20 protein-coding genes are annotated in these 23630 nt (G+C 63.6%); 7 read left to right on the top strand and 13 right to left on the bottom strand.

What is annotated here, in order from left to right; all coding sequences use genetic code 11:
- Positions 1–20 precede the first annotated feature (20 nt).
- Entirely contained in the window at positions 21–707 is a 687-nt protein-coding gene (gene pyrF / locus BMX67_RS12300) for an orotidine-5'-phosphate decarboxylase (RefSeq protein WP_090735366.1), read from the bottom strand.
- 158 nt (positions 708–865) lie between these two features.
- On the opposite strand from pyrF, the gene clpB reads away from it, so the two are divergent.
- On the top strand, positions 866–3505 hold the full coding sequence (gene clpB, locus BMX67_RS12295; protein WP_090735364.1) for an ATP-dependent chaperone ClpB: 2640 nt from the start codon (positions 866–868) through the stop codon (positions 3503–3505).
- Between the two features lie 56 nt (positions 3506–3561).
- Here clpB and BMX67_RS19890 read toward each other — a convergent pair whose 3' ends face one another.
- Positions 3562–4212, bottom strand: a complete 651-nt coding sequence (locus BMX67_RS19890) for a VPLPA-CTERM sorting domain-containing protein (RefSeq protein WP_090735361.1) — start codon at positions 4210–4212, stop codon at positions 3562–3564.
- 271 nt (positions 4213–4483) lie between these two features.
- Here BMX67_RS19890 and BMX67_RS12285 point away from each other — a divergent pair, with 271 nt between their 5' ends.
- The 3 genes from BMX67_RS12285 to msrA all read left to right on the top strand — a co-directional run bounded on the left by BMX67_RS12285 (position 4484) and on the right by msrA (position 6464).
- The gene (locus BMX67_RS12285; protein WP_090735359.1) at positions 4484–5449 is read left to right on the top strand and encodes an NAD(P)H-dependent flavin oxidoreductase; all 966 of its coding nucleotides are present in this window, start codon (positions 4484–4486) and stop codon (positions 5447–5449) included.
- Between the two features lie 69 nt (positions 5450–5518).
- Positions 5519–5965 carry a peptide-methionine (R)-S-oxide reductase MsrB gene (gene msrB, locus BMX67_RS12280; RefSeq protein WP_090735356.1) on the top strand — a complete coding sequence of 149 codons (447 nt, stop codon included), beginning with the start codon at positions 5519–5521 and terminating at the stop codon, positions 5963–5965.
- Positions 5958–6464, top strand: a complete 507-nt coding sequence (gene msrA / locus BMX67_RS12275; RefSeq protein ID WP_090735355.1) for a peptide-methionine (S)-S-oxide reductase MsrA — start codon at positions 5958–5960, stop codon at positions 6462–6464. Before msrB ends, msrA begins: the two co-directional genes overlap by 8 nt.
- A gap of 206 nt (positions 6465–6670) precedes the next feature.
- Here the strand turns inward: msrA and BMX67_RS12270 are convergent, their stop codons facing one another.
- The 4 genes from BMX67_RS12270 to kynU all read right to left on the bottom strand — a co-directional run bounded on the left by BMX67_RS12270 (position 6671) and on the right by kynU (position 13134).
- On the bottom strand, positions 6671–9712 hold the full coding sequence (locus tag BMX67_RS12270) for an efflux RND transporter permease subunit (RefSeq protein ID WP_090735352.1): 3042 nt from the start codon (positions 9710–9712) through the stop codon (positions 6671–6673).
- The gene (locus tag BMX67_RS12265) at positions 9709–10812 is read right to left on the bottom strand and encodes an efflux RND transporter periplasmic adaptor subunit (protein WP_090735349.1); all 1104 of its coding nucleotides are present in this window, start codon (positions 10810–10812) and stop codon (positions 9709–9711) included. Before BMX67_RS12265 ends, BMX67_RS12270 begins: the two co-directional genes overlap by 4 nt.
- On the bottom strand, positions 10809–11882 hold the full coding sequence (locus tag BMX67_RS12260) for an efflux RND transporter periplasmic adaptor subunit (RefSeq protein WP_090735347.1): 1074 nt from the start codon (positions 11880–11882) through the stop codon (positions 10809–10811). Before BMX67_RS12260 ends, BMX67_RS12265 begins: the two co-directional genes overlap by 4 nt.
- Positions 11883–11946: 64 nt before the next feature.
- Positions 11947–13134: a kynureninase gene (kynU, locus tag BMX67_RS12255; RefSeq protein ID WP_090735344.1), complete on the bottom strand. Its 1188-nt coding sequence runs from the start codon at positions 13132–13134 to the stop codon at positions 11947–11949.
- A 64-nt stretch (positions 13135–13198) separates the two neighbouring features.
- Here kynU and BMX67_RS12250 point away from each other — a divergent pair, with 64 nt between their 5' ends.
- Positions 13199–13993, top strand: coding sequence for an alpha/beta hydrolase (locus BMX67_RS12250; protein WP_090735341.1), 795 nt, complete (start codon positions 13199–13201; stop codon positions 13991–13993).
- Positions 13994–13996: 3 nt separating this feature from the next.
- On the opposite strand, the gene BMX67_RS12245 is transcribed toward BMX67_RS12250, so the two are convergent.
- The 7 genes from BMX67_RS12245 to purQ form a co-directional block, all read right to left on the bottom strand.
- Positions 13997–14833 (bottom strand): aldo/keto reductase, encoded by an 837-nt coding sequence (locus BMX67_RS12245; protein WP_090735338.1) that lies wholly within the window; start codon positions 14831–14833, stop codon positions 13997–13999.
- 61 nt (positions 14834–14894) lie between these two features.
- Positions 14895–15371, bottom strand: coding sequence for a YbaK/EbsC family protein (locus BMX67_RS12240; protein WP_090735335.1), 477 nt, complete (start codon positions 15369–15371; stop codon positions 14895–14897).
- A 4-nt stretch (positions 15372–15375) separates the two neighbouring features.
- Positions 15376–16383 carry a GTP cyclohydrolase FolE2 gene (gene folE2 / locus BMX67_RS12235; RefSeq protein ID WP_411958300.1) on the bottom strand — a complete coding sequence of 336 codons (1008 nt, stop codon included), beginning with the start codon at positions 16381–16383 and terminating at the stop codon, positions 15376–15378.
- A gap of 68 nt (positions 16384–16451) precedes the next feature.
- A complete protein-coding gene (metZ, locus tag BMX67_RS12230; RefSeq protein ID WP_090735329.1) occupies positions 16452–17639 on the bottom strand; it encodes an O-succinylhomoserine sulfhydrylase in 1188 nt (395 codons plus the stop codon).
- Positions 17640–18060: 421 nt separating this feature from the next.
- On the bottom strand, positions 18061–19386 hold the full coding sequence (locus tag BMX67_RS12225; protein WP_090735327.1) for a sigma-54-dependent transcriptional regulator: 1326 nt from the start codon (positions 19384–19386) through the stop codon (positions 18061–18063).
- Between the two features lie 24 nt (positions 19387–19410).
- On the bottom strand, positions 19411–21186 hold the full coding sequence (locus tag BMX67_RS12220; RefSeq protein ID WP_090735478.1) for a sensor histidine kinase: 1776 nt from the start codon (positions 21184–21186) through the stop codon (positions 19411–19413).
- A 79-nt stretch (positions 21187–21265) separates the two neighbouring features.
- Positions 21266–21934 carry a phosphoribosylformylglycinamidine synthase subunit PurQ gene (gene purQ / locus BMX67_RS12215; RefSeq protein WP_090735323.1) on the bottom strand — a complete coding sequence of 223 codons (669 nt, stop codon included), beginning with the start codon at positions 21932–21934 and terminating at the stop codon, positions 21266–21268.
- A 154-nt stretch (positions 21935–22088) separates the two neighbouring features.
- Between purQ and BMX67_RS12210 the strand changes: the two genes are divergently transcribed.
- Positions 22089–22679 (top strand): TetR/AcrR family transcriptional regulator, encoded by a 591-nt coding sequence (locus tag BMX67_RS12210; protein ID WP_090735321.1) that lies wholly within the window; start codon positions 22089–22091, stop codon positions 22677–22679.
- Between the two features lies 1 nt (position 22680).
- A complete protein-coding gene (locus BMX67_RS12205; RefSeq protein ID WP_090735318.1) occupies positions 22681–23613 on the top strand; it encodes a DMT family transporter in 933 nt (310 codons plus the stop codon).
- The last annotated feature ends 17 nt before the right edge of the window (positions 23614–23630 follow it).

Below are 23630 nucleotides of genomic sequence, written 5' to 3'. Positions count from 1 at the left end.
CGCGATGCGTGCGCTGCGCGTTACAGGGCCGCGATTTCGGCCTGAATGGCCGATGCGGCAGCCCTGGGATCCTTTGCCTGCCAGACCGGACGCCCGACCACGATATGATCGGCACCGGCCCCGATGGCACTGGAAGGGGTTTCGACACGTTTCTGATCGCCAAGCGCGGCGCCGGTGGGGCGGACCCCCGGCGTCACGATCAGCCGCGAATCCGGCAGGGCACGGATCGCCGCCGCCTCGCGCGGGGAACAGATGATGCCATCGGCACCGGCCTCGAAGGCGCGGGCCGCACGCTCGACCGTGATGTCGTGGACATCGCCCGCCCGGATCATGCCCGCGTCCAGATCGGCCCGTTCCAGCGAGGTCAGGATGGTCACGCCAAGGATCTTCAGATTGCTGCCCGAGGCACCCTCTTTCGCGGCGCTGACCACATGCGGGTCGCCATGAACGGTCAGAAAATCGATGTCGAACTGCGCCAGCCCGCGCACGGCGGCCTCGACCGTGGCGCCGATATCGAACAGCTTCATGTCCAGGAAGATGCGCTTGCCATGTTCCTGTTTCAGCTCATTGGCAAGGGCCAGCCCGCCCCCGGTCAGCATTCCCAGCCCGATCTTGTAAAAGCCGACGGCATCGCCCAGCTTGCCCGCCAGATCCAGCCCCGCAACCGCGTTCGGCACATCCAGCGCCACGATCAACCGGTCATCCATCCTTGCCCCCATTCGCCGCAAAATCGCAGCGTTATGACACAGGCGGGCAAAGCTTGAAAGCGCCGTGAAACATCCCATTTCTTCTATGAAGACCCGGACAGGGGCGTGCCGCAACAGGGCGCCCACGACACGGGGGCTATTGAAAAGGAGAACTGCCGATGAACATGGAAAAGTTCACGGAACGGTCGCGTGGCTTCCTGCAGGCCGCCCAGACCATTGCGATCCGCGAAGAACAGCAGCGGGTCGTTCCCGAACATCTTCTGAAAGCGATGATGGACGATGATCAGGGGCTGGCCGCCAATCTGATCAACCGCGCTGGCGGCGATGCCGGGCGCGTGAAACAGGCCGTTGATCAGGCCGTGGCGAAACTGCCCAAGGTGTCGGGCGGCAGCGGTCAGGTCTATGTCGATCCGTCGATGGTGCGCGTGCTGGACGAGGCCGAAAAGATCGCCAAGAAGGCCGGCGACAGCTTTGTTCCCGCCGAACGTGTGCTGATGGCGCTGGCGATGGTGAACACCAACGCCAAGGATGCGCTGGATGCGGGGGCCGTCAGCGCCCAGAACCTGAACAGCGCGATCAACGACCTGCGCAAGGGCCGCACCGCCGATTCGGCCAGTGCCGAGGACAGCTATGAAGCCCTGTCGAAATATGCCCGCGACCTGACCGAGGCCGCCGAACAGGGCAAGATCGACCCGATCATCGGCCGCGACGAAGAAATTCGCCGCGCCATGCAGGTGCTGTCGCGCCGCACCAAGAACAACCCGGTGCTGATCGGGGAACCCGGCGTCGGCAAGACCGCCATCGCCGAAGGGCTGGCCCTGCGCATCATCGACGGCGATGTGCCCGAGTCCCTGCGCGACAAGAAGCTGATGGCGCTGGACATGGGTGCGCTGATCGCCGGATCGAAATATCGTGGCGAGTTCGAGGAACGGCTGAAGGCGATCCTGAAGGAAATCGAGACCGCCGCCGGCGAAATCATCCTGTTCATCGACGAATTGCACACCCTTGTCGGGGCCGGCAAGACTGATGGCGCGATGGATGCCGCCAACCTGATCAAGCCCGCGCTTGCACGGGGCGAACTGCATTGCGTCGGTGCGACCACGCTGGATGAATACCGCAAATATATCGAAAAGGACGCGGCCCTGGCCCGTCGTTTCCAGCCGGTCATGATCGAGGAACCGACCGTCGAGGACACGATCAGCATCCTGCGCGGCATCAAGGAAAAATACGAACTGCATCACGGCGTCCGCATCAGCGATGCGGCGCTGGTGGCGGCTGCGCAGCTGTCGAACCGCTATATCACCGACCGTTTCCTGCCCGACAAGGCGATCGATCTGGTCGATGAGGCCGCCTCGCGCCTGCGGATGGAGGTCGACAGCAAGCCCGAAGAGCTGGACGCCCTGGACCGCCAGATCCTGCAGATGCAGATCGAGGCCGAGGCCCTGAAAAAAGAGGACGACGACGCCAGCAAGGATCGTCTGGAACGGCTGGAAAAGGATCTGTCCGAACTGCAGGAACGCAGCGCGGAAATGACCGCCCGCTGGCAGGCCGAACGCGACAAGCTGGAAGGATCCCGCCACCTCAAGGAACAGCTGGACCGTGCCCGGGCCGAACTGGATCAGGCCAAGCGCGAAGGCAATCTGGGCCGTGCGGGCGAGCTGTCCTATGGCATCATCCCGGGACTGGAAAAGCAGCTGGCACAGGCCGACGACGCCGAGGCCGACGGGCTGATGGTCGAAGAGGCTGTGCGCCCCGAACAGATCGCCGAGGTGGTCGAACGCTGGACCGGCATCCCCACCAGCAAGATGCTGGAGGGCGAGCGCGAAAAGCTGCTGAAAATGGAAGAGGAAATCGGCAAGCGCGTCATCGGCCAGTCCGAAGCCGTGATCGCCGTCAGCAACGCCGTGCGCCGTGCGCGTGCGGGTCTGAACGATGAAAACCGTCCGCTTGGCAGCTTCCTGTTCCTTGGCCCCACCGGCGTCGGCAAGACCGAACTGACCAAGGCCCTGGCCGAATACATGTTCGACGACGATCAGGCGATGGTCCGCATCGACATGTCCGAGTTCATGGAAAAGCATTCGGTCGCCCGCCTGATCGGCGCGCCTCCGGGTTATGTCGGCTATGACGAGGGCGGCGTCCTGACCGAGGCCGTGCGCCGCCGCCCCTATCAGGTGATCCTGTTCGACGAGGTTGAAAAGGCGCATCCCGACGTGTTCAACGTGCTGTTGCAGGTGCTGGATGACGGGCAGCTGACCGATGGTCAGGGCCGGACAGTGGATTTCAAGCAGACGCTGATCATTCTGACCTCGAATCTGGGGTCGCAGGCGCTGTCGACCCTGCCGGAACAGGCCGACTCGACCGAGGCACGTCAGCAGGTAATGGAGGCGGTTCGGGCCCATTTCCGTCCCGAATTCCTGAACCGTCTGGACGAGATCATCATCTTCCGCCGCCTGACGCGCGAAAACATGGACGGCATCGTCAATATTCAGCTGTCGCGGCTGGAATACCGCCTGGCGGCGCGCAAGATCACGCTGGAACTGGACGCCGATGCACGCAAATGGCTGGCCGATCAGGGCTATGACCCGGTTTTCGGCGCCCGTCCGCTAAAGCGGGTGATCCAGCGCGCGCTACAGGATCCGCTGGCGGAACTGCTGCTGTCGGGCAAGGTGCTGGACGGGCAGACGGTGCATGTATCGGCATCCGATGACGGGCTGGTCGTTGGGGACCGGATCGGCAAGGCCGGCCACCGGCTTGGCGCGGTCGGCGAAGGCCCCAAGCCTGACACGCCGTTGCACTAACAGGAAAGGCCCCGGAAATCCGGGGCCTTTATCATCTCGCTGCGTCAGGTTCGCGATCAGGCGGCGCGCGATTTGCGGCGACGTGCCGCAATGCCCATGCCCGACAGCGCGCCCATCAGCAGCAGCGCCGAAGCCGGCAGCGGAACCGGCGCGATCGACACGTCGTCGATAAAGCCGCCAAGGCTGTTGCTGATCCCCTCGGCCGAGAAGGTCAGGCGCAGCGTGTCGCCGGCATCGACCTTGAAGCTGCCCGAGGTGACTTTCATCCAATCCGCCGGTGCGACGCCATCGACCAGACCCGACACCAGTTCGCTGCTGCCATTGGCGATCGAATAGCTGACGCCATTGTCGCCCGGCGTCTTGGTGCGCGGCGCATAGAAGAACGACATCGCATAGACACCGGCGGTGCTGAAGGTGATGTCCTGATACATCGACGAGTTGCGCGTGCTGTCCAGCTCGACATACCAGTTGCCGCTATTGGCATCGCGGTTGCCAAGGGTGGCGTTGTTCTGCAGCTCGATGCCGCCGCCGGTCGCCTTGGTCCAGCCCGAGATCGACTCGTAAATGCCGTACTTGCCCTTGTTCAGGCCGCCCTTGTTCAGACCGCTGACATCCTCGAACCCGCCATTGACGACGGTTGCCGCCGAGGCAGCACCCGCAACCAGAACGCCTGCAACCGCAGCCGCCAGAAACTTGCCGAAACGCATTACTACTCTCCAAAATAACGCAATGGTCGCCCCTGTCCCGGCGCGACGCCCAAGCCCTGTGTATAGGGCCCGCTTTCCCGAAAAGGCAGCTGATCTTTTCGGCAGTTTCCAGAACGTTACGTAATCGCCACGCTTTTTCCATCCTGAGATGTATCGCGACAGAAGACTCAATTTTCACTGGTGCCGTCGGCTGGCCAGGGCTTTGTCGCGGCGTCATTCTTGTGCCTTGGCGACACAGGGTTATCGTTCAGTTCGAATCGAGGAGGAAACAATGCTACCCGCCATTCTGCAAAATCTGCGCATCCCTGTGGTCGCGTCGCCGATGTTCATCGTCTCGGGCCCGGAACTGGTCATCGCCCAGTGCAAGGCCGGCATCGTCGGCAGCTTTCCCGCCCTGAATGCGCGCGAAAAGGATGGCGAACCGGCATTGCTGGAATCCTGGCTGACCCGGATCACCGAGGAACTGGATCGCCACAACCAGGCCAATCCCGATCATCCGGCCGCGCCCTTTGCCGTGAACCAGATCGTGCATCGCAGCAATGCGCGGCTGGAACGCGATATCGAGATCTGCCACCGTCACAAGGTGCCGATCTGGATCACCTCGCTTGGGGCCCGTCCCGAGGTCAATCAGGCCGCCCATGATTGCGGCGGGATCGCGTTGCATGACATCATCAACAACATGTTTGCCAAGAAGGCGATCGAAAAAGGGGCAGATGGCCTGATCGCGGTTGCGGCGGGCGCTGGCGGGCATGCCGGACCGCAATCGCCCTTCGCGCTGATCCAGGAAATCCGCGAATGGTTCGAGGGCCCCCTGCTGCTGTCGGGTTCGATCGCAACAGGTCGTGCAGTTCTGGCCGCGCAGGCGATGGGGGCCGATCTGGCCTATATCGGCAGCCCCTTCATCGCCACCGAAGAGGCGAACGCCCAGCCCGAATACAAGCAGATGATCTGCGACGCCGGCGCGATGGACATCGTGACATCGTCGCTGTTCACCGGCGTGTCGGGCAACTACCTTGCGCCGTCGATCCGCAATGCCGGGCTTGATCCCGACGATCTGGACAGCGCCGATACATCGGCGATGAACTTTTCCCAGGGCGCGTCCAAGGCCAAGGCCTGGAGCCAAATCTGGGGTTCGGGCCAAGGGATCGGCGCGGTCCGCGACGTGGTGCCCGCCGCCACGCGGATTGATCGGCTGGCATCCGAATATGCCGATGCCAAACGCGCGATCTGCGGCTGATCGCCTTTGCGCAAGCGCCGTTTGATCCCCATATGGGGGTCAAACAGGCTTTCATGCGCGGAGGACCAATTGGCCTATCAGAAATCGAAAGACGCGATCGACCGGCTGACGCCCGAGCAGTTTCGCGTGACGCAGGAAAACGGCACCGAGCGCGCGTTTACCGGCGAATACGATCACCATTTCGAGCCGGGCATCTATGTCGACATCGTCTCGGGCGAGCCGCTTTTCGCGTCATCGGCCAAGTATAATTCCGGTTGCGGCTGGCCTGCATTCACCAAGCCCATCGACAACGTGACCGAGCATCGCGATGTGTCCTTCGGGATGATCCGGACCGAGGTGCGCTCGAAGCATGGCGACAGCCATCTGGGCCATGTCTTTCCCGACGGTCCGCCCGACGCCGGCGGGCTGCGCTATTGCATCAATTCGGCCTCGCTGCGTTTCGTCCCGAGGGACCGGATGCAGGCCGAAGGCTATGGCGACTATCTTGATCAGGTTGATGAGGTGAACCATGACTGAGCGCGCAGTGCTGGCAGGTGGCTGTTTCTGGGGCATGCAGGATCTGATCCGCCGCCTGCCCGGCGTGATCTCGACCCGCGTGGGCTATACCGGCGGCGATATCCCGAATGCGACCTATCGCGATCATGGTACGCATGCGGAAGGAATCGAGATCACCTTCGATCCCGAAACGATCTCGTATCGCAAGCTGCTAGAGTTCTTTTTCCAGATCCATGACCCGTCGACGCCGAACCGGCAAGGCAATGATCTGGGCGCCAGCTATCGTTCGGCGATCTACTATGCGGATGAGGCGCAGCGGGAAACAGCGGTCGAAACCATCGCGGATGTCGACGCATCCGGCCTGTGGCCCGGCAAGGTCGTGACCGAACTTGAACCCGTGGGCGACTTCTGGGAAGCCGAGCCCGAGCATCAGGACTATCTGGAGCGTTTTCCAAACGGCTATACCTGCCACTTCCCCCGCCCCGACTGGGTGCTGCCCAAACGGAGCGCCGCCGAATAGGCGGCGTGACCTGATCGCTTAACCTGCCGCAGGCAGGTTTCAATCGAATTTGCCAAAAGCAGGGGCGCATCGAAGCAAGCTTCAATGCGCCCTTTGCGTCCCGCGATGGCGCCGCCGTCAACCGTTGCGGTTTCTGCGACCTGTGCACACAGGCGGCGCCTCAGGCGGCGATCGGAAAGTACAGGCCCGTCCTGAAGCACAATCCTTTATCGCGCCGGCGGCTTGACCCGGAAGACCGCGCAGTAAAGCGCCGGAACAAAGATCAGGGTCACCAACGTGCCCGCGATGATGCCACCCATCATCGCGTAGGCCATCGGCCCCCAGAACACCTGCCGTGATATCGGAATCAACGCCAGAGACGCCGCAGCCGCGGTCAGAAGAATAGGTCTGGCCCGGCTGTCAGACGCCTCGAACACGGCATCCCAGCGATTTTTTCCCTGCGCGATCAGCACCTGGATCTCGTGCACCAGAATGACCGAATTTCGGATCAGGATGCCGATCAGTGCCAGGATCCCCAGGATCGCGACAAACCCCATGGGCACGCCGAAAGGCACCAGCACCGCCACCACCCCGATCAGGCCCAAGGGTGCCGCCGCGAACACGATCAGCGACAACCGAAAGCTTTGCATCTGCGCCATCACCAGGAACGCCATCAACAGCAGCATGACGGGGACGACGGCCGCAATGGGCGCCTGACTTTCGCCCGAGCTTTCAACGGTGCCGCCCAACTCGATCCTGACGTCTTCTGGCAGCGTTGCAGCGTAGTCTGCCACACGATCCGCCAGTGCCGCCACCAATGTCGCCGGCTGGTCCTTGCCGTCTATGGCCGCATTCACCGTCACGGTCGGCAAGCCGTCGCGCTGCATGATCAGGGGCTGTTCAGTTTCATATTCCAGGCTTGCCAGCGCGATCAGCGGGATATTCCCCGAGCGGCCCGTCATCAATTGCAGATTGCGGATCGATTCAAGCGACTGGCGATCCGCATCGCTGCCGCGCGTCACCACATTGATCAGATAGATGTCGTCGCGCAATTGCGTGACCGTCGTGCCGCTGAAAACGGCCGACAGCGCGTTGGCGACATCCTGACTGGAAACGCCCAGCTGCCGCGCCTGATCCTGATCGACGCGCAGCCGGATCACGCGGGCGGGTTCATTCCAGTCCAACGTGATATCGCGCAAGCGTGGCTCGGACGCGACCACGCTGGCCAGCCCGCGCGCGGCATCGCGGGCGTTACCGATAACCGGGCTGCTGACGCGATACTGCACCGGTTTGCCAACCGGCGGCCCGATTTCCAGGTTCTTCACATAGACATCAAGGCCCGGAAATTCGCGCGCGGCGACATCGTTCAGCAACGCCTTGACCCGATCCCGCGCCGCCAGATCGGGCGTCTGGATCACGATCTGCCCCAAATGCGGGCCAGCGGTCGGCACATCCATCGACAGCACGAAACGCGGCGCGCCCCGGGCCACATAGGACGTCCAGAACAGGACATCGTCGTTGTCGGCCAGATAGCTTTCCAGCCGGTCCATATCATCGCGCGTCTTGGCGATCGAAGCGTTCTGCCGTTCGGAGATATCGACCAGAACCTCGGTCCTGTCCGAACTTGGGAAGAACTGCTGCTCGACAAAGCGCATGCCGAAGACCGCGCCCCCGAAAATCATCAGCGTAAGGATGATCGTCGCCCCTTTGAACCGCATGCCCAGACGCAGCAACCGGTGGAAGCCGCGCCGCAACCGACCGGGTGTGTGGTCGTGATGGCCGATCTTGGTCGTCAGGAAGGTGACGCCCAGAAGCGGCGCAAACAGCACCGCCACGATCCAGGAGATCAGCAGCGAAACCGCGATCACCACGAACAGTGAAAAGGTGAACTCTCCGGCGGCGGAATTGTTCAGGCCGATGGGGATGAATCCTGCCACCGTCACCAGGGTGCCGGTCAGCATCGGGAAGGCGATCGAGGTCCAGGCATAGCTGGCGGCTTCGGACAACGAGGCCCCGACCTCCAGCCGGGAAATCATCGTCTCGATCGCGATCATCGCGTCATCGACAAGCAGGCCAAGCGCGATGATCAGCGCCCCCAGCGAAATCCGCTGCAAGGTGATGCCATAGATTTCCATGATCACGAAGGTGATCGCCAGCACCAGTGGAATGGTCAGCGTCACCACGAACCCAGCCCGCAGACCCAGGCTGACGAAGCTGACGATCAGGACGATGATCACCGCCTCGGCCAGCGCCTTCACGAAATGGCCGACGGCCTCGTCGACGACATGGGGCTGATCGGCGACCTTGGCCATGTCGATCCCGATCGGCAGATCGGCGGCGACCCCGGCCATCAGCGCATCCAGCTCCTTGCCGAATTCAAGGATGTTGCCGCCCTCGCGCATCCCGATCTGCAATCCGATCGCGGGCCTGCCCTGATAGCGGAACAGACTGGACGGGGGATCTTCGTAGCGGCGCGACACCGTGGCCACATCCGCCAGATTGAAGAACCGCTCTCCGATACGCAGATTTACGGCCGAGATGGCATCGGCATCGTCAAACTGTCCACCGACACGCACCAGAACACGCTCGGGCCCGTCCTCGATCACCCCCGAAGGCGCGATGGCGTTCTGCGTCGCTAGCGTGGCCATGACCTGTTGCTGGTTCAGCCCCAGCGCCGCCAGACGCGCGGTCGAAAATTCCAGATAGATGCGTTCGTCCTGCTCGCCCAGAAGCTCGGTCTTGCCGGCGGCAGGCAGCGCCGCCACCCGCTTGCGGATCGCCTCGACCCGGTCGCGCAACTCGCGCTGGGTATAGCCATCGGCGGTGAAGGCATAGATATTGCCGAACACGTCGCCAAAATCGTCATTGAACTGAAACCCCTGAAATTCCTGCGGGAATTCCGGCCTGATATCCGACATCATCTGCCGCACGCGGTTCCAGATCATCGGCACCTGCGGGCCGCGGGTGGTGGGCAGCAATTCGACATAGACGACCGATTGGCCGGGGGTGGTCACGGATTCGGTGTAATCCAGCTCATCCAGTTCCCCCAGTTTCTTCTCGATCCGCGCAGTAACCTGTTTCAGCGTCTCTTCGATGGTGGCACCGGGCAGCGCGGCGCCGATCACCATGCGCTTGATGGTGAAATTCGGATCCTCTTCCCGGCCCAGATTCATGTAGCTGAGCGTCCCCGCGATCATCGAGACGACCAGCAGGAACCAGACGAAACTGCGATGATGCAGCGCCCAGTCGGACAGATTGAAACGTTTCAAGGATCGACCCTCCGCCCGACCTGCTGGCCGGGCTGCAAATGATGAACGCCGCGCACCACGATTTCGTCGCCCTCGGAAAGACCGTCCAGGATCAGGCAGCGCCCCTCGAAACTGGGCCGGGTCCGGACCGGCACCAGCTTGACGGTCGCGCTGTCGCCTTCGCGGGTCACGCGCCAGACATGGCTTTGCCCGTCGCGCATCAGGATCGCGGCATCCGGCAGGGTCAGGGCGGGTTCGCCCGCCGCACCCAGTCGCGCCCGGATCAACGCCCCAAGGCGGAAGGGCGCATCGGGCGGCAAGGTCAGATACAGCCGCCGGGTGCGCGTCGCGATATCGGCCAGAGGCTCGATCCGGTCAATGGTCGCGGTAACCTCGTGGCCGGGATTCTGGCGCTGCCAGACGGTAAAGGCGGGGTCGTCGGGCAGCACCGCCAAGGCGCCCTCGGGCAGGTCGATGGCGGCCTCATGGGTGTCATCGGCGGATAGCTGCATCACCGGCGCACCGGCGCTGACCACTGCGCCCGACGCCTCGTAGACGGCGCTGATGACGCCGGAAAACGGCGCCGTCATTCGGGCATAGCCTTCGGTATCCTGCGCCTGGATCAACTGTGACCGCGTCTGTTCGGCATTCGCCTCGGCGGCGGCCAGCGCCTGTTGCGCCTGTTCCAACTGCGAGTCCGAGGCGACGTCGCGCCGCGCCAGGGCCTCGGTCCTTTGCAAGGTGGTGCGGGCGGTTTCCAGCTGCACCTCGGCGGAATCGACCGCGGCCCGCGCCGCCCGGGTCGAGGCGACCAGATCATCGGTCGACAATTCGGCAAGCAGTTGCCCCTTCTCGACCCGGTCACCCAGATCGACATGGCGGGCAATCATGCGGCCAAGGGTCTGAAACGCCATCGTCACCTCGGTCCGGGACACGATGACGCCGGGAACCGATCTGGCGTCGCTGCCCTGATCCATCACGATTTCCGTCACGACCGGTCGCGGCGGGCCCGGATCGACCGAGGCATGGCTGCCGAAACGCATCCATTCCGGCAGATGAAGTGCCGATGCCGGCGACGCGGTCAGCAGAATCAGGGCGATGGCCCCCAGTCGCAGGATCATTGCCGCGCTCCTTCCCCGGTGTCGACAGGCTGCACCCGGCGTCCGGGGAACAGCAGTTGCGACCCTGCGCCCACGACCTTCTGTCCGCTGACAAGACCGTCCTGAACGAAAACTTCACCATCGCCGAAATAGCGGATCTTGATGGGCGACAGCGTCACCCGGCCATCCTCGCCCACGACCCAGACGGCGGGCCTGCCCTTGGCACGGGCCAGCGCGGTCCATGGCACCGTCAACGCCTGATCGACCGTGACCATCAGACGGCCCCGCACCGCCGCGCCCAGCAACTGCGCGGTCACGGGCGTCTTTTGCAGTTCGGCGCGGACGGTCACGGTCCCGGTGCCCGGATCAACCAGCGGCGCGATTTCCGTGACGGTTCCGATCATTTCCGGCAGATCGATGTCCAGCGCCGTCATATGGACATCATTGCCCCGCATCGCCGTCAGCAACGGATGATCGGGCGCGGCAAAGACAGCCTCCATCGGGCCCAGTTCCGCCAGCGATACGACCGGCTGCGCCGCCCCGACGATCTGTCCGGCGGCCATCGCGCGCGCCGTCACGATGGCATCGCCGGGGGCACGCAGGACCGTATCCTCGACCGCGCGTTGGGCCTGTTCCAGATTGCTTTGCGCGCGCTCCACCGCGCCTTCGGCCTGCGACAGGGCGCGCACCGCGTCATCGCGTGCCGCCCGCGTGCCAACCCCGCGCGTCAACATCGCGGCCGCGCGGTCGCTGGCCTGGCTGGCCTGCTTGCGCGTCGCAAGGGCCGCCGACAGACTGGCCTTGGCCACGCTGAGGGCCTGATCCTGCTGCACCGAATCCAGCCGCGCAATTTCCTGATCGCGCCGAACGGTATCGCCTTCTTCAACCAGAACCTGCTGCACCCGGCCGCTTTGACGAAAGCCCAGTTCGACGCTGTTATGGGCCTGCAATGTGCCGGAAAGTTCCAGTGCCAACCGCAGGGGCCGTTCGACCACGGGCACGATCTGCACCCGCAGATCTTCGGGCGCGGCCTGCGCGGGAAGCGCGCCTGCGACAAGCATCGCGCCAAGGGACAAGAATTTCCTGATCATGTCGAGCACCGTTCTATCCCGCAAGTTGTGCGCCGAACCGCGCGGGCTGAGAAGCCCCATGCCCCTACGTCACACTGGCCCTTTCGTGAAATTCTTCTCGATCCCAGCTTTTGTCCTTCAAGATCATCGCCATGATCTGAACGGCGTGCGCCACATCGTCCAGATCGACATAGAGCGGCGCGAACCCGAACCGCAGCACATCCGGCGCACGGAAATCACCGATCACCCCTTGGGCGATCAGCGCCTGCATCACCGCATAGCCCTGCGGATGGCGGAAACTGACCTGAGAGCCGCGCTTTGCCGGGTCGCGGGGCGAGTTCAGGACCAGATCGGGGCAATGTTCCTCGACCCCGGCGATGAAGGCCTGTGTCAGCTCGATCGACCGGGCACGCAGATCGGGCATCGACACATCGTCCCAGACATCCAGCGCCGCATCCAGCGCGGTCAGCGCGATCACCGGCGGGGTGCCGACGCGCATCCGCTCGACCCCCGGGGCGGGCTGATAGCTCTGGTCGAATGCAAAGGGCGCCCTGTGCCCCATCCAACCCTGCAAGATCGGCTGCGCCGCATCCGCGTGGCGCGGGTGGGTCCAGATGAAGGCCGGGGCGCCGGGGCCGCCATTCAGGTATTTATAGGTGCAGCCCACCGCGAAATCGGCGTCGCAGCCCAGCAGATCGACATCCACGGCCCCCGCCGAATGCGCCAGATCCCAGACCGTCAACGCGCCGGCCGTGTGCGCGGTCTGGGTCAACGCCTTCATGTCGTGGCGTCGGCCAGTGCGGTAATCGACCTCGGTGATCATCAGGACGGCCACGGTATCATCGATGGCGCCTGCGACCTCTTCGGGGGCGACGACACGCAGTTCCGCATCGACGGCACGGGCCAGTCCTTCGGCGACATAAAGGTCCGAGGGGAAATTACCGCTATCGGACAGGATCACCCGCCGCTGGGGGCGCATTGCACGGGCGGCACTGACGGCCTGAAACACCTTGATCGACAGGGTATCGCCCATCACCACCTGCCCCGGCCCGGCCCCGATCAGGCGCGCGATACGATCGCCGACCTTGCGCGGCTGCACATACCAGCCGGCCTTGTTCCAACCGGTGATCAGCATTTCCGACCACTCGTCGGCCATCATGTTGGCCACCCGCGCCTTGGCGGCCTTTGGCATCGGACCAAGCGAGTTGCCGTCCAGATAGGTTACGCCCTGCGGCAAATGAAATGCCTGTTTCGTCTTGTCAAAATCGGTCATCGCCGCGCCTCCCTGATTGACGGCACGCTATCAGCAGGGTTCCCTGCCCGAAAGAGGAGACGAGATGCTGTACCACGTAAACGACTGGGACGATGCCTATGCCAATGGCCCCCATATCGCGGGTGCCGACGCCTATCCGCCGCGCTGGACGGAACTGGCCCAGGTGTTTCGCGCCCAGCATCCCCCGCAGCCCATCGGCCGCGGAGATCTGTTTCGCCCCGACGGCATCGCCAAGGGGCTGGCCGTGTTCATTCACGGTGGCTACTGGATGAAATTCGACCCATCCGTCTGGTCGCATTTCGCGGCGGGTCCGTTGTCGGCCGGATGGGCGGTACTGATGCCCGCCTATACGCTGGCCCCGACGGCGCGAATCGCCCAGATGACGACAGAGGTCGCGCAGGCGATCACCGAGGCCGCATCACAGGTTTCCGGGCCCATCGCGATCACCGGACATTCCGCTGGTGGCCATCTGGCGGCGCGGATGATCTGCGATGACGGGACATTGCCGCAGAGCACCGCTGACAGGATCAGTTCATGCGTCCCGATCTCTGCCCTGACTGACCTGCGACCGCTGATGCGCACGGCGATGAACAAGACGCTGCACATTGATGCGGCCGAGGCGGCTTTGGAAAGCCCCGCCCTTCTGCAACCCCGAACCGGGATCCCGGTCACCGCCTGGGTCGGCGGGGCCGAGCGCCCCGAATTCATCCGTCAGTCACGGTTGCTGGCCGATATCTGGGCGGGAATGGGCGTGGCGACCGAAACCGTGGTCGATCCCGGTCGCCATCATTTCGATGTCATCGAAGGATTGCGCGACGCCAGCAGCCCGCTGACCCGCAGGCTGTTGCGACCGGACTGATGCCTAGCCGGGGAATTCGCGCATATCAAAGCTGTCGGGATGCGGACCGGTGCGATGATCCCGGTCCAGACCGTCCAGCGCAGCCATTTCGGTATCATCCAGCGTAAAGCCCAGAATATCGAAATTCTCGGCCAGTCGCCCTTTGTGGGTGGATTTCGGAATGACCGACAGCCCGTGCTGCATATGCCAGCGCAGCACGATCTGCGCGGCACTGCGGCCATGACGCTCGGCAATCTTCTGAACCTCGGGCAGGTCGAAGTCGCCCCGTCCCAACGGAGTCCAGCTTTGAGTAACGATGTGCAGGCGTTTGTTGACTTCGCGCATGTCCGACTGAATCAGCGTCGGATGCAGCTCGATCTGGTTCAGCGCCGGCGCAACGCCGGTTTCGTCGATCAGGCGGCGCAGATGTTCTTCGTGGAAATTGGCAACCCCGATCGAGCGGATGCGCCCTTCGTCCCGCAGCTTGATCAGCGCCTTCCAAGTCTCGACATATTGGTCATTCTGCGGCAGCGGCCAATGGATCAGGTACAGGTCCAGATAATCCAGCCCCAGACGGCCCATGGATTCCTCGAACCCTTTCAGCGCATTGTCATAGCCGTGATGCGAGTTCCACAGTTTCGAGGTCACGAAGATATCGCCCCGTGCGACATCGGCGTTGCGAATCCCCTCACCCAGACCGGTTTCGTTCTGATAGGCCGCAGCGCCGTCGATCAGCCGATAACCGACCTCAAGCGCGTCCTTGACCACGCGCGGCGTATCGGCATCCGGCACCTGCCAGATCCCTGTGCCAAGCTGGGGCATCCGATTGCCGTCATTGAAGGTCAACATCGGTTGGGTCATGAAACGCTCCTTTCCGGGGGCTTTTGTATCGCCTGTTCAACGCCGCCAGCCGCGTGCGGTTTCATCCGGTCTGGGTAAACTGCGCCGTGATCGCGCCTGTGATCGACTGCAACTGGCCGGGGGCGATGGAAAAGATGTGGCGCGGCGTGCCGGCGGCGGCCCAGACCAAGTCGAAATCACCCAGCCGCGGGTCGAAATAGATCGTCACCGGTGACAGATGCCCCACGGGCGATACCCCGCCGATGGCAAAGCCTGTTTCGGCCCGAATCTGCGCGGCATCGGCCTTGCCAAGCGCCTGCCCGGCGACCCTGGCCGCCTTTTCGGGATCCACGCGATTGCCGCCCGCCGTCAGGAACAGCACGATATGCCCGGTCTGGGCGCCACGAAAGACGATGGATTTCGCGATCTGGTCGATCTGGCAGCCGGCGGCATTGGCGGCCTCCGCGGCGGTACGGGTCGATTCGGCCATTTCCAGAATCTCGACCGCGGCACCGGCATCATCCAGCGCCGCGCGAACGCGCTTCAGGCTTTTGCTCATCCGTTCAGGCCCGCAGCCCGGCGAATGTCATCGGATCAAGCGAGCTTTGGGCAAAGGTCGTGCCCTGGGTCAGCAGACTGACCGCATCATGGGAATGCAGCGATTCCTGATGGCTGGCGACGACACGAAAATCGCCGATGCGCGGATCGTCCTGCAACCCCTGGGCAAAGGCCCGCACCGCATCCTCGACGAAAATCGGGTTCGCGGCGTTCAGTTCGGCAAAGGCCTGTTCATCCTCGCGCTTGACCATGACCTGGGTTTCGGTCGGCACGGCGCGGCGGCAGATATCGACCATATCCTCGAACCACAGCTTGTCGGGACCGTCCATGACCACCGAGATCCGCGCGATCGAACGCTGCGAATGCGGCGTCGCCAGACGGGCGCGCGATTCCCGCGCATGTTCCGACAGTTCCAGCGAACAGGGGCAGGTCGAGGAATAGACATAATCGAAATGCATGATCCGCAGGCGTTGCCCGGCCTGTTCCACAACCTCAAGCGCGATGTCGTAATACTGCCACCCACTCAGACCAGAGCGCAGGCTGTCCACCCGGATCGGATAGCTGAAGCGCATCTGGATCCGCGCATCGAACGCGTCCAGATCGGCCTTGTAATCGTCCAGCGCGGCCTCAAGCACCTTCAGGCTGAACAGATGATCGGAATGACCATAGAAGGACCGCATGATGCGGCTCATGTTGATGCCCTTGCGATCCGCCTCAAGGCTGACGGTGCCGGTCACGCTGGTTTCCAGAACCAGTTCGCCCCCGTCGCTGGTCTGATAGCGGATCGGCAGGCGGAAATTCGAGATCCCGACATGCTGAATCGGCGCACGGGCACCCACGATCAGGCTGGCAGGGCCGTTCTGCAGGTCGGGCAGATCGGCCTTGTAATCGTCGGTGACGCGGAAATCGGCGTCATATTCGCGAACCAGCGCCGGGTAGGACGGGATCATCGGACGGGCATCGGTCATGCGGGCATCCTTGTTCGAGACTGCGCCCCGAATATGGGGGCGCAGGACAGCTTTCTAAAGTAGCGGCGCTGAAAATGCACCATTTTCATGCCCGGACGGCCGTCGCGACGCGATCAGCCGTTCAGCGCGTTGACGAGATCGTCGATCAGGTCCTGCGCATCCTCCAGACCCACGGACAGGCGCAGAAGGCCCGGCGTAATGCCCAGTTGCGCCTTGTTTTCATCCGACAGGCGCTGATGCGTGGTCGTGGCGGGATGGGTCACGATGGATTTCGCATCGCCAAGGTTGTTCGAGATCTTGATGATGTTCAGCCGGTCCAGCGCCGCGAAGGCCGCGTCCTTGCCGCCCGCGACCTCGATCGCGATCATCGTCCCGCCCGATCCCATCTGCCGCATCGCCAGATCGTGTTGCGGATGGTCTGCCAGTCCCGGATAGATCACACGGCTAAGACCGGCATGGCCCTGCAACGCCCTGGCGATGGTTTCCGCCGATTGCGCCTGCGCCCGGACGCGCAGATCCATCGTCGCCAGACCGTTCAGCATGATCCAGCTGTGGAACGGGCTGATCGCGCCGCCGGTATGTTTCAGATAGGGCTCGGCGGTGCCGCGAATGAAATCGCGAGTGCCGCAGATCACCCCGGCCAATGCACGTCCGCCGCCATCGATATGCTTGGTCGCAGAATAGACGACGATATCCGCGCCCATGTCCACGGCCCGCGAAAAGACCGGGGTGGCAAAGACATTATCGACCACGACCTGCGCGCCGGCGGCATGGGCCAGATCGGCAACCGCCTGCATGTCGATCACTTCCAGACCGGGGTTGGACACGGATTCGAAGAACACCGCTTTTGTGCCGGGACGGATCGCGGCCTTCCACTGATCCAGATCAGTGCCGTCGACATAACTGACTTCGACCCCGAACTTGGCCAGCAGATCCAGCACATACAGGCAGGAACCGAACAGCGCCCGCGCGGCGACCACGTGATCACCGGGGCTGCACAGCGAAAACATCGCGCCATTCACCGCCGCCATCCCGCTTGCGGTGGCAAAGGCATCCTCGGTCCCTTCCAGGGCGGCGATGCGGTCCTCGAACATGCGGCTGGTCGGATTGCCATAGCGGGCATAGATGAACTCGTCCGGGCCGGATTCGACAAATCGCGCCTCGGCCTGCGCGGCGCTGTCATAGACGAAGCCCTGCGTCAGAAAGATCGCCTCGGCCATTTCGCCATACTGGCTGCGGCGGGTGCCGTGATGAACCGCCTGAGTGCGGGGATGAAGGCCCTTGGCCGATGTAACGCTCATGTTTCGGTGCCCCTTCTAGCTGGCGTCGGGTTAGCCCCAGTCGTCTGACCATGCAAGCATTTGCCCCGCAGGCCACCTTCACCAGACAGTCATATTGACCAAAACGACAGGTTGAGCCGCACAACCGATGCGGTAAGTTGACCGGGTAGTCAGCAGACGGGTCGGGGCGACGTGATCGGCATCTGTCGCCCCGGCCTGTGTGACGCCTGCATCTGCAAGACCTGTTTTATCCAGTCGGCGGGCTGTCACCGTTGTTCGGCGGCGCGTTTTTTTGATCAGTTTTCAAGCCAGGTCCTGGCGATTTTCGACGATCCCGACCACCTTGTCGCGTGTGTCTGTTTAGCTGTTCGGGTTGGGATGTCCGATCGAAACGGGGGCGGAGAAATCCGCCCCCGTTTGCATGTCGGGCCAATGGCCTGCGTTACAGATAGTCGCTGCGCTGAAGGCCGTATTTCGCCATCTTCTCATTCAGGGTCCGCCGCGGCAGGCACAATTCGTCCATGACGCTGGCGATGCTGCCCTTGTGGCGGCGCATCGTGTTGTCGATCAGCATCTTTTCAAAGCTTTCGACATATTCCTTCAGCGGCTTGCCCTCGGTCGTAGTGGCCTGCTGGTTGTCATCGCCATCCGCCATCAGCAACGAGGCGATGCTGCCCGTGCCGCGCCGATTCTGCAGGACCGCGCGTTCGGCCACATTGATAAGCTGACGGATATTGCCCGGCCACGGCGCCTGCAGCAGTTGTGCGGCCTCTTGCGCGGAAACCTGCGGCGGCTCGCAGCCATATTCATCCGCGAACTGTTCGCTCATGCGGGTGAACAGTTGCAGGATATCCTCGCCCCGCGCGCGCAGCGGCGGCAAGGTGATCTGCAGCGCCGACAGGCGGTAGAACAGGTCGGGACGCAGCGAATCCTCGGCCTTGCGGCCTTCGCCGCGGGCGTTGGAAATGGCGATGATGCGGGTGTCGGCGGGGCTGCCCTGTTCGCTGATGAATGCCAGCAGACGCGCCTGCAACGGCTCGGACAGGGCTTCGATATCCTCAAGGCACAGGGTCCCGCCGCGGGTTTCCTCGACCGCCGGCAACCCGTCTTCGATCGGCCCGAACAGGCGCGCGGCCAAAGCCTCGTCGTTATAGGCGGCGCAGGACACAGGCACGAATTTCTTCGAGGCGCGCGGCCCCACGGCATGAAGCGCATGGGCCACCAGCGTCTTGCCGGTGCCGGTCTCGCCGTCGATCAGGACATGGCCGTCAGCCTGCCCCAGATCCAGAATATCCTCGCGCAGGCGTTCCATCACCGGGCTGGACCCGATCAGCTTGGACATGACCTGCTGACCTTCGGACAGGTCGCGGCGCAGATCACGGTTGTCCAGCGTCATGCGGCGCATCTGTGTTCCCTTCTTGGCCAGCTGCGTCATGCGGTCGGGATCGAAGGGTTTTTCCATGAAATCCATGGCCCCGATCCGCATCGCCTCGACCGCGATGGGCACGTCGCCATGTCCGGTGATCATGATCACCGGCAGGCTGGAATCCAGCCCCATCAGGCGTTTCAGAAAGGCGATCCCATCCATGCCCGGCATCCGGATGTCCGAAACGACGATCCCCGGCCAGTCCGCGCCGATCACCTTCAACGCATCCTCGGCGCTGGCGAAGGTTTCGGTGTCGAACCCGGACAGGACCAGCCACTGGCTGATCGATTCCCGCATGTCGGGTTCATCGTCGACGATGGCAATCTTTAACTTGCGCGACATGAGGCCACGACTCCTTCCTTGTTCTTATTCTGCGCCCAACGCCTCGCGGGGCTGACCGGGCCGGTGCAGCGGCAATTCCACCTGAAACACCGCGCCTCCCTCGGTTTCATTATGTGCTGTCAGCCGTCCGCCGAAATCAGCGACGATCGAAGAAGAAATCGCAAGTCCCAATCCGGTTCCCTCGCCGGGCTTCTTCGTTGTCCAAAAGGGTTCAAACAGCTTTTCTAGGTCAGAAACACCGGGACCGTTATCGCGCACGGACACATAGGCGTGAGAGCCGACCTCGACCACGATGTCGATGGTGGCCTCGCGCCGGTCCTTGACCGCATCGACGGCATTGCGCAGCAGGTTGATGATGACCTGTTCCAGGCGGATGCGATCGGCCAGCACCATGACCTTGCCACGGGGAAAATTGCGGTTGACCCGGATCGGACGGGTGCGCAGCTGCGGCTCCATCATGGTCAGCGCATTGCTGACCGAGGCGCGCAGATCCACCGGCTCGACCGCCTCGCCGCCCTTGCGGGCATAGGATTTAAGCTGTCGGGTGATGGCCCCCATACGCTCGATCAGGTCATCGATGCGCTGAAACGAGGACAGCGCCTCTTCGCTGCGACCGCGTTGCAGCAACAGCCGCGCCCCGGCCAGATAGGTTTTCATCGCCGCCAGCGGCTGGTTCAGTTCGTGGCTGACCCCCGCCGACATTTCCCCCAGCGCCGCCAGCTTCGAAGATTGCTGCACGGTCTGTTCGGCGACGCGCAGTTCCTTCTGGACCCGCTCGCGTTCGGCAATCTCGCGCGTCAGCCGCGCGTTCAGGGCGCGCAGATCCGCGGATTCGCGCATATAGGCCGCCGATTGCCGCCGCGCGCGGCGCGACATTAGATAGAATGTCCCCGCCAGCAGGATCGCAAAGCCCATGATTTCCAGCGCAAGGACCGCGTTCACCCGCTCTCGGATCGAGGCGTAGGTGGTAAAGCTGATCATCCGCCAGCCGCGGAACGGGATCCGCGATTCACTGCGCATCACCGCCCTGCCCTGCAGATAGGCGTCGGCGGGCATGCTGGTCCAGTCCGCGGTCACCTGGAACGCGCGTTGAATGGCCGAGGGGGCCGAACGGACGGCCAGCGCTTCGGGCATGGTCAGCCCGCGCCAGCGCGGTTCGGTCGCAAGGATGATGTCGCCCGCGCTGTCGGTCACGGCCACGGCATCGGAAATTCCGGCCCAGGACCGTTCCAGACGCGTCAGATCCGCGCCGACCACGATCACGCCAAGCGTCTTGCCATCGGCCACGATCGCGCGGGAATAGGTGAATTCATAGGCGCCCGAGCCCTGGTTCGACACGCTGAACACCGTATCACGGGACCGCAGGGCCTCGACATAATAGGGGGCCTGCACATTATTGGTGCCCAGCTGATAACGGTCGGTCGCGCCGACCGTGCGCCCGGACGCATCCAGCAGGCGGATCGAGGCCGCGCCGATTTCCTTCTGCGCCGCCATCAGCCGCGCCGAAGTGGTCGAGAAATCGTTGCTTTGCAGCGCCCCGATCAGGGCCGGGTCGCGTGCCAGCAGCAGCGGCACCACCGCAGTTCGCTGCAATTCGGACAGAAGGTTGCCCGTATACAAGGCCAGCCGCAGTTCCGACCGCACGCGGGTGTTTTCGGAAAACCGTTCCGTCAGCCAGGTATTCGTCGTCCAGATCGAGGCCAGCGCGGTCAGGAAGATCAGCCCGATGACAGAGCGCAGCCACCACGGGTTCGGCGACTGCCCACCGGCAGGCCGACCCTGCGGGTCATGCGCGTCCATCTGTTCGTCATCGTTCACGGTGGGCCCAGTCAAGCTGCGGAATTGTCGCAATCTAAGCGCAAGACCCGCGCCGCTCAAGTCAGGCGTTGATCAAGCCACCGACAAGACCCGCGAACATCGCGGCACCGTCATTGCCGCCCAACGCCGGATCGGCGGCGCGTTCGGGATGCGGCATCATGCCCAGCACCCGGCGGTTTTCCGACAGAACGCCCGCAATATCCGCGACCGACCCGTTGACGGCAGGGGCATAGGTAAAGGCGATGCGGTCCTGATCGCGAAGCTGCGCCAGACCGTCATCGGTGATCTGGTAGTTGCCGTCGTGATGGGCCACCGGAATGGTGATCGTCTGACCCTTGGCGTAACCTTGGGTATACGCGCTGTCTGCCGTTTCGACACGCAGACCGGCCGGGCGGCAGATGAAGGTCAGGCCCTGATTGCGCATCAGCGCGCCGGGCAGCAGCTTCAGTTCGGTCAGCACCTGAAAACCGTTGCAGATGCCCAGAACGAAGCCGCCCCGCGCCGCATGGTCGCGGATCGCCGCGGCGATCGGCGATTGCGCGGCGATCGCGCCGCAACGCAGGTAATCGCCATAGGAAAACCCGCCCGGCACGGCGACAAGATCGGTGCCTTCGGGCAGGGCCGAGTCCTTGTGCCAGATGCGCGTGACCTCGGCCCCTGCCTGCTGCAGGGCGACGGCAAGATCACGGTCGCAGTTTGATCCGGGAAAAGTGACGACGGCGGCTTTCATCGCGGGCTCCTGTCAGCGGGGATGGCACGGGCCATAGCGCATGCGGCCCCGCAAAGAAAGAGGGGCCGCAGCCATTGCGGCACGGCGTCAATGACTTCGCTTGCCAAATCACAAATGTAGGTATACCGGTCTACCTACTTTGACGGAGATGCCCATGACCACGACCGACGACACCCCCAGACCATCCGCCCATGATCGCCTGATGCAGGCGGCGATGGTGCTGTTCTATAACCACGGGATCGCAGGCACCGGCATCGACAGCATCATTCAACGTGCGGGCGTCGCCAAGAAAAGCCTGTATAACAACTTTTCATCCAAATCCGATCTGGTGAACCAGTATCTGCAGGCGCGGCACGCGGAATGGCTGGACCTGTATCGGCACCGGCTGCAAGGGGCCGACGACCCGGCGCAACGTATTCTGGCCGTGTTCGACGCCTATCAGGACCATGCCGAATTCGCCTATGAACGCGGCTTTCGCGGCTGCGGATTGCTGAATGCCGCGGCCGAGCTTGAGGCCGGCGATGAAGGCCGGACCGCTGTGCGCCAGCACAAGGAAGAGGTCGAGGCGATCATCGCGCAGCATTTGACCTCTCTGCTGCCCGCCGATCCGGATCGCGTGACCGCGCTTGCTGCGCATATCGCGTTCCTGCTTGAAGGGGCGATGGCCCGCGCCGGACTGGACGGCAACAGTACCCGCGTGGGGACTGCCCGCGCGATCGTCCACGACATGCTGAAGGTGCTGTAGGATGATGCAGACTCAAGCCCTGGGCGTTCTCGCCATCCTGTTTTCCGCCTTCGTCTGGGGCACGACCGGCACCGCCGCCACATTCGCCCCCCAGGTCGGTGCCGCCGCCATCGGTGCGGCCGCGATGGGGCTGGGCGGGATCGCACAGGCGCTCGTCGCCGCACGTGGCATCGCCCGCGCCCGCGTGGCCCTGTGGGGGCAAGGACGGCTGCTGATCATCGGCGCGATCGCGGTCGCGATCTATCCGCTTGCGTTCTACGGTTCGATGCGGCTGGCGGGCGTGACCGTGGGAACGGTGATCACCATCGGCTCGGCCCCGCTTCTGTCGGCGCTGATCGAGTATCTGCTGGAACGCAGGCGGCTGACCTTGCGCTGGTCGGTCGGCGCCTTGGTGGGACTGGTCGGCATGGGCCTGATCTGCGTGGCCGAAAATGCGGCCCATGGTGCGGATATCGGCGGGGACTCGGTCCCGCTTGGGGTGTTTCTGGGGCTGATCGGCGGGTTCACCTATGCGCTGTATTCCTGGACTGCGCGCAAGATGATGCTGGATGGCACCCGGTCCTCGGTGGCGATGGGCGCGACCTTCGGGCTGGGCGGGCTGCTGCTGATGCCGGTTCTGGTCATGTCGGGCGGGCCGTTCCTGGCCTCGTGGACGAATGCAGCGGTCGGCCTGTACATGGCGGCGGTGCCGATGTTTCTGGGCTATGTCGCCTTCGGGTATGGTCTGGCCCGCGTGCAGGCCAGCATGGCCACCGTCATCACCCTGTTCGAGCCGGTCGTGGCCGCCGTCCTTGCCGTCCTGATCGTGGGAGAGCGTCTGCCCGTATTGGGCTGGATCGGGGTCGCCATGGTCATCGGCTGCCTTGCGATCATCACCCTGCCGATACCCCGGACCCTGCGCAGCCGTCCAAGACCGGGTATGCAACCGCTGTAAGCTGTCGCAATGAAAAA

The organism is Paracoccus homiensis (assembly GCF_900111675.1).
Lineage (GTDB): Bacteria > Pseudomonadota > Alphaproteobacteria > Rhodobacterales > Rhodobacteraceae > Paracoccus > Paracoccus homiensis.
This window is presented reverse-complemented; position numbering and strand designations above follow the sequence as displayed.

Excerpts from the sequence above, each read along its gene's own strand:
- pyrF (WP_090735366.1), bottom strand. The coding sequence starts at position 707 with ATGGATGACCGGTTGATCGTGGCGCTGGATGTGCCGAACGCGGTTGCG.
- clpB (WP_090735364.1), top strand. The coding sequence starts at position 866 with ATGAACATGGAAAAGTTCACGGAACGGTCGCGTGGCTTCCTGCAGGCC.
- BMX67_RS19890 (WP_090735361.1), bottom strand. The coding sequence starts at position 4,212 with ATGCGTTTCGGCAAGTTTCTGGCGGCTGCGGTTGCAGGCGTTCTGGTT.
- BMX67_RS12285 (WP_090735359.1), top strand. The coding sequence starts at position 4,484 with ATGCTACCCGCCATTCTGCAAAATCTGCGCATCCCTGTGGTCGCGTCG.
- msrA (WP_090735355.1), top strand. The coding sequence starts at position 5,958 with ATGACTGAGCGCGCAGTGCTGGCAGGTGGCTGTTTCTGGGGCATGCAG.
- BMX67_RS12265 (WP_090735349.1), bottom strand. The coding sequence starts at position 10,812 with ATGATCCTGCGACTGGGGGCCATCGCCCTGATTCTGCTGACCGCGTCG.
- BMX67_RS12260 (WP_090735347.1), bottom strand. The coding sequence starts at position 11,882 with ATGATCAGGAAATTCTTGTCCCTTGGCGCGATGCTTGTCGCAGGCGCG.
- kynU (WP_090735344.1), bottom strand. The coding sequence starts at position 13,134 with ATGACCGATTTTGACAAGACGAAACAGGCATTTCATTTGCCGCAGGGC.
- BMX67_RS12250 (WP_090735341.1), top strand. The coding sequence starts at position 13,199 with ATGCTGTACCACGTAAACGACTGGGACGATGCCTATGCCAATGGCCCC.
- BMX67_RS12245 (WP_090735338.1), bottom strand. The coding sequence starts at position 14,833 with ATGACCCAACCGATGTTGACCTTCAATGACGGCAATCGGATGCCCCAG.
- BMX67_RS12240 (WP_090735335.1), bottom strand. The coding sequence starts at position 15,371 with ATGAGCAAAAGCCTGAAGCGCGTTCGCGCGGCGCTGGATGATGCCGGT.
- metZ (WP_090735329.1), bottom strand. The coding sequence starts at position 17,639 with ATGAGCGTTACATCGGCCAAGGGCCTTCATCCCCGCACTCAGGCGGTT.
- BMX67_RS12225 (WP_090735327.1), bottom strand. The coding sequence starts at position 19,386 with ATGTCGCGCAAGTTAAAGATTGCCATCGTCGACGATGAACCCGACATG.
- BMX67_RS12220 (WP_090735478.1), bottom strand. The coding sequence starts at position 21,186 with ATGGACGCGCATGACCCGCAGGGTCGGCCTGCCGGTGGGCAGTCGCCG.
- purQ (WP_090735323.1), bottom strand. The coding sequence starts at position 21,934 with ATGAAAGCCGCCGTCGTCACTTTTCCCGGATCAAACTGCGACCGTGAT.
- BMX67_RS12210 (WP_090735321.1), top strand. The coding sequence starts at position 22,089 with ATGACCACGACCGACGACACCCCCAGACCATCCGCCCATGATCGCCTG.
- BMX67_RS12205 (WP_090735318.1), top strand. The coding sequence starts at position 22,681 with ATGATGCAGACTCAAGCCCTGGGCGTTCTCGCCATCCTGTTTTCCGCC.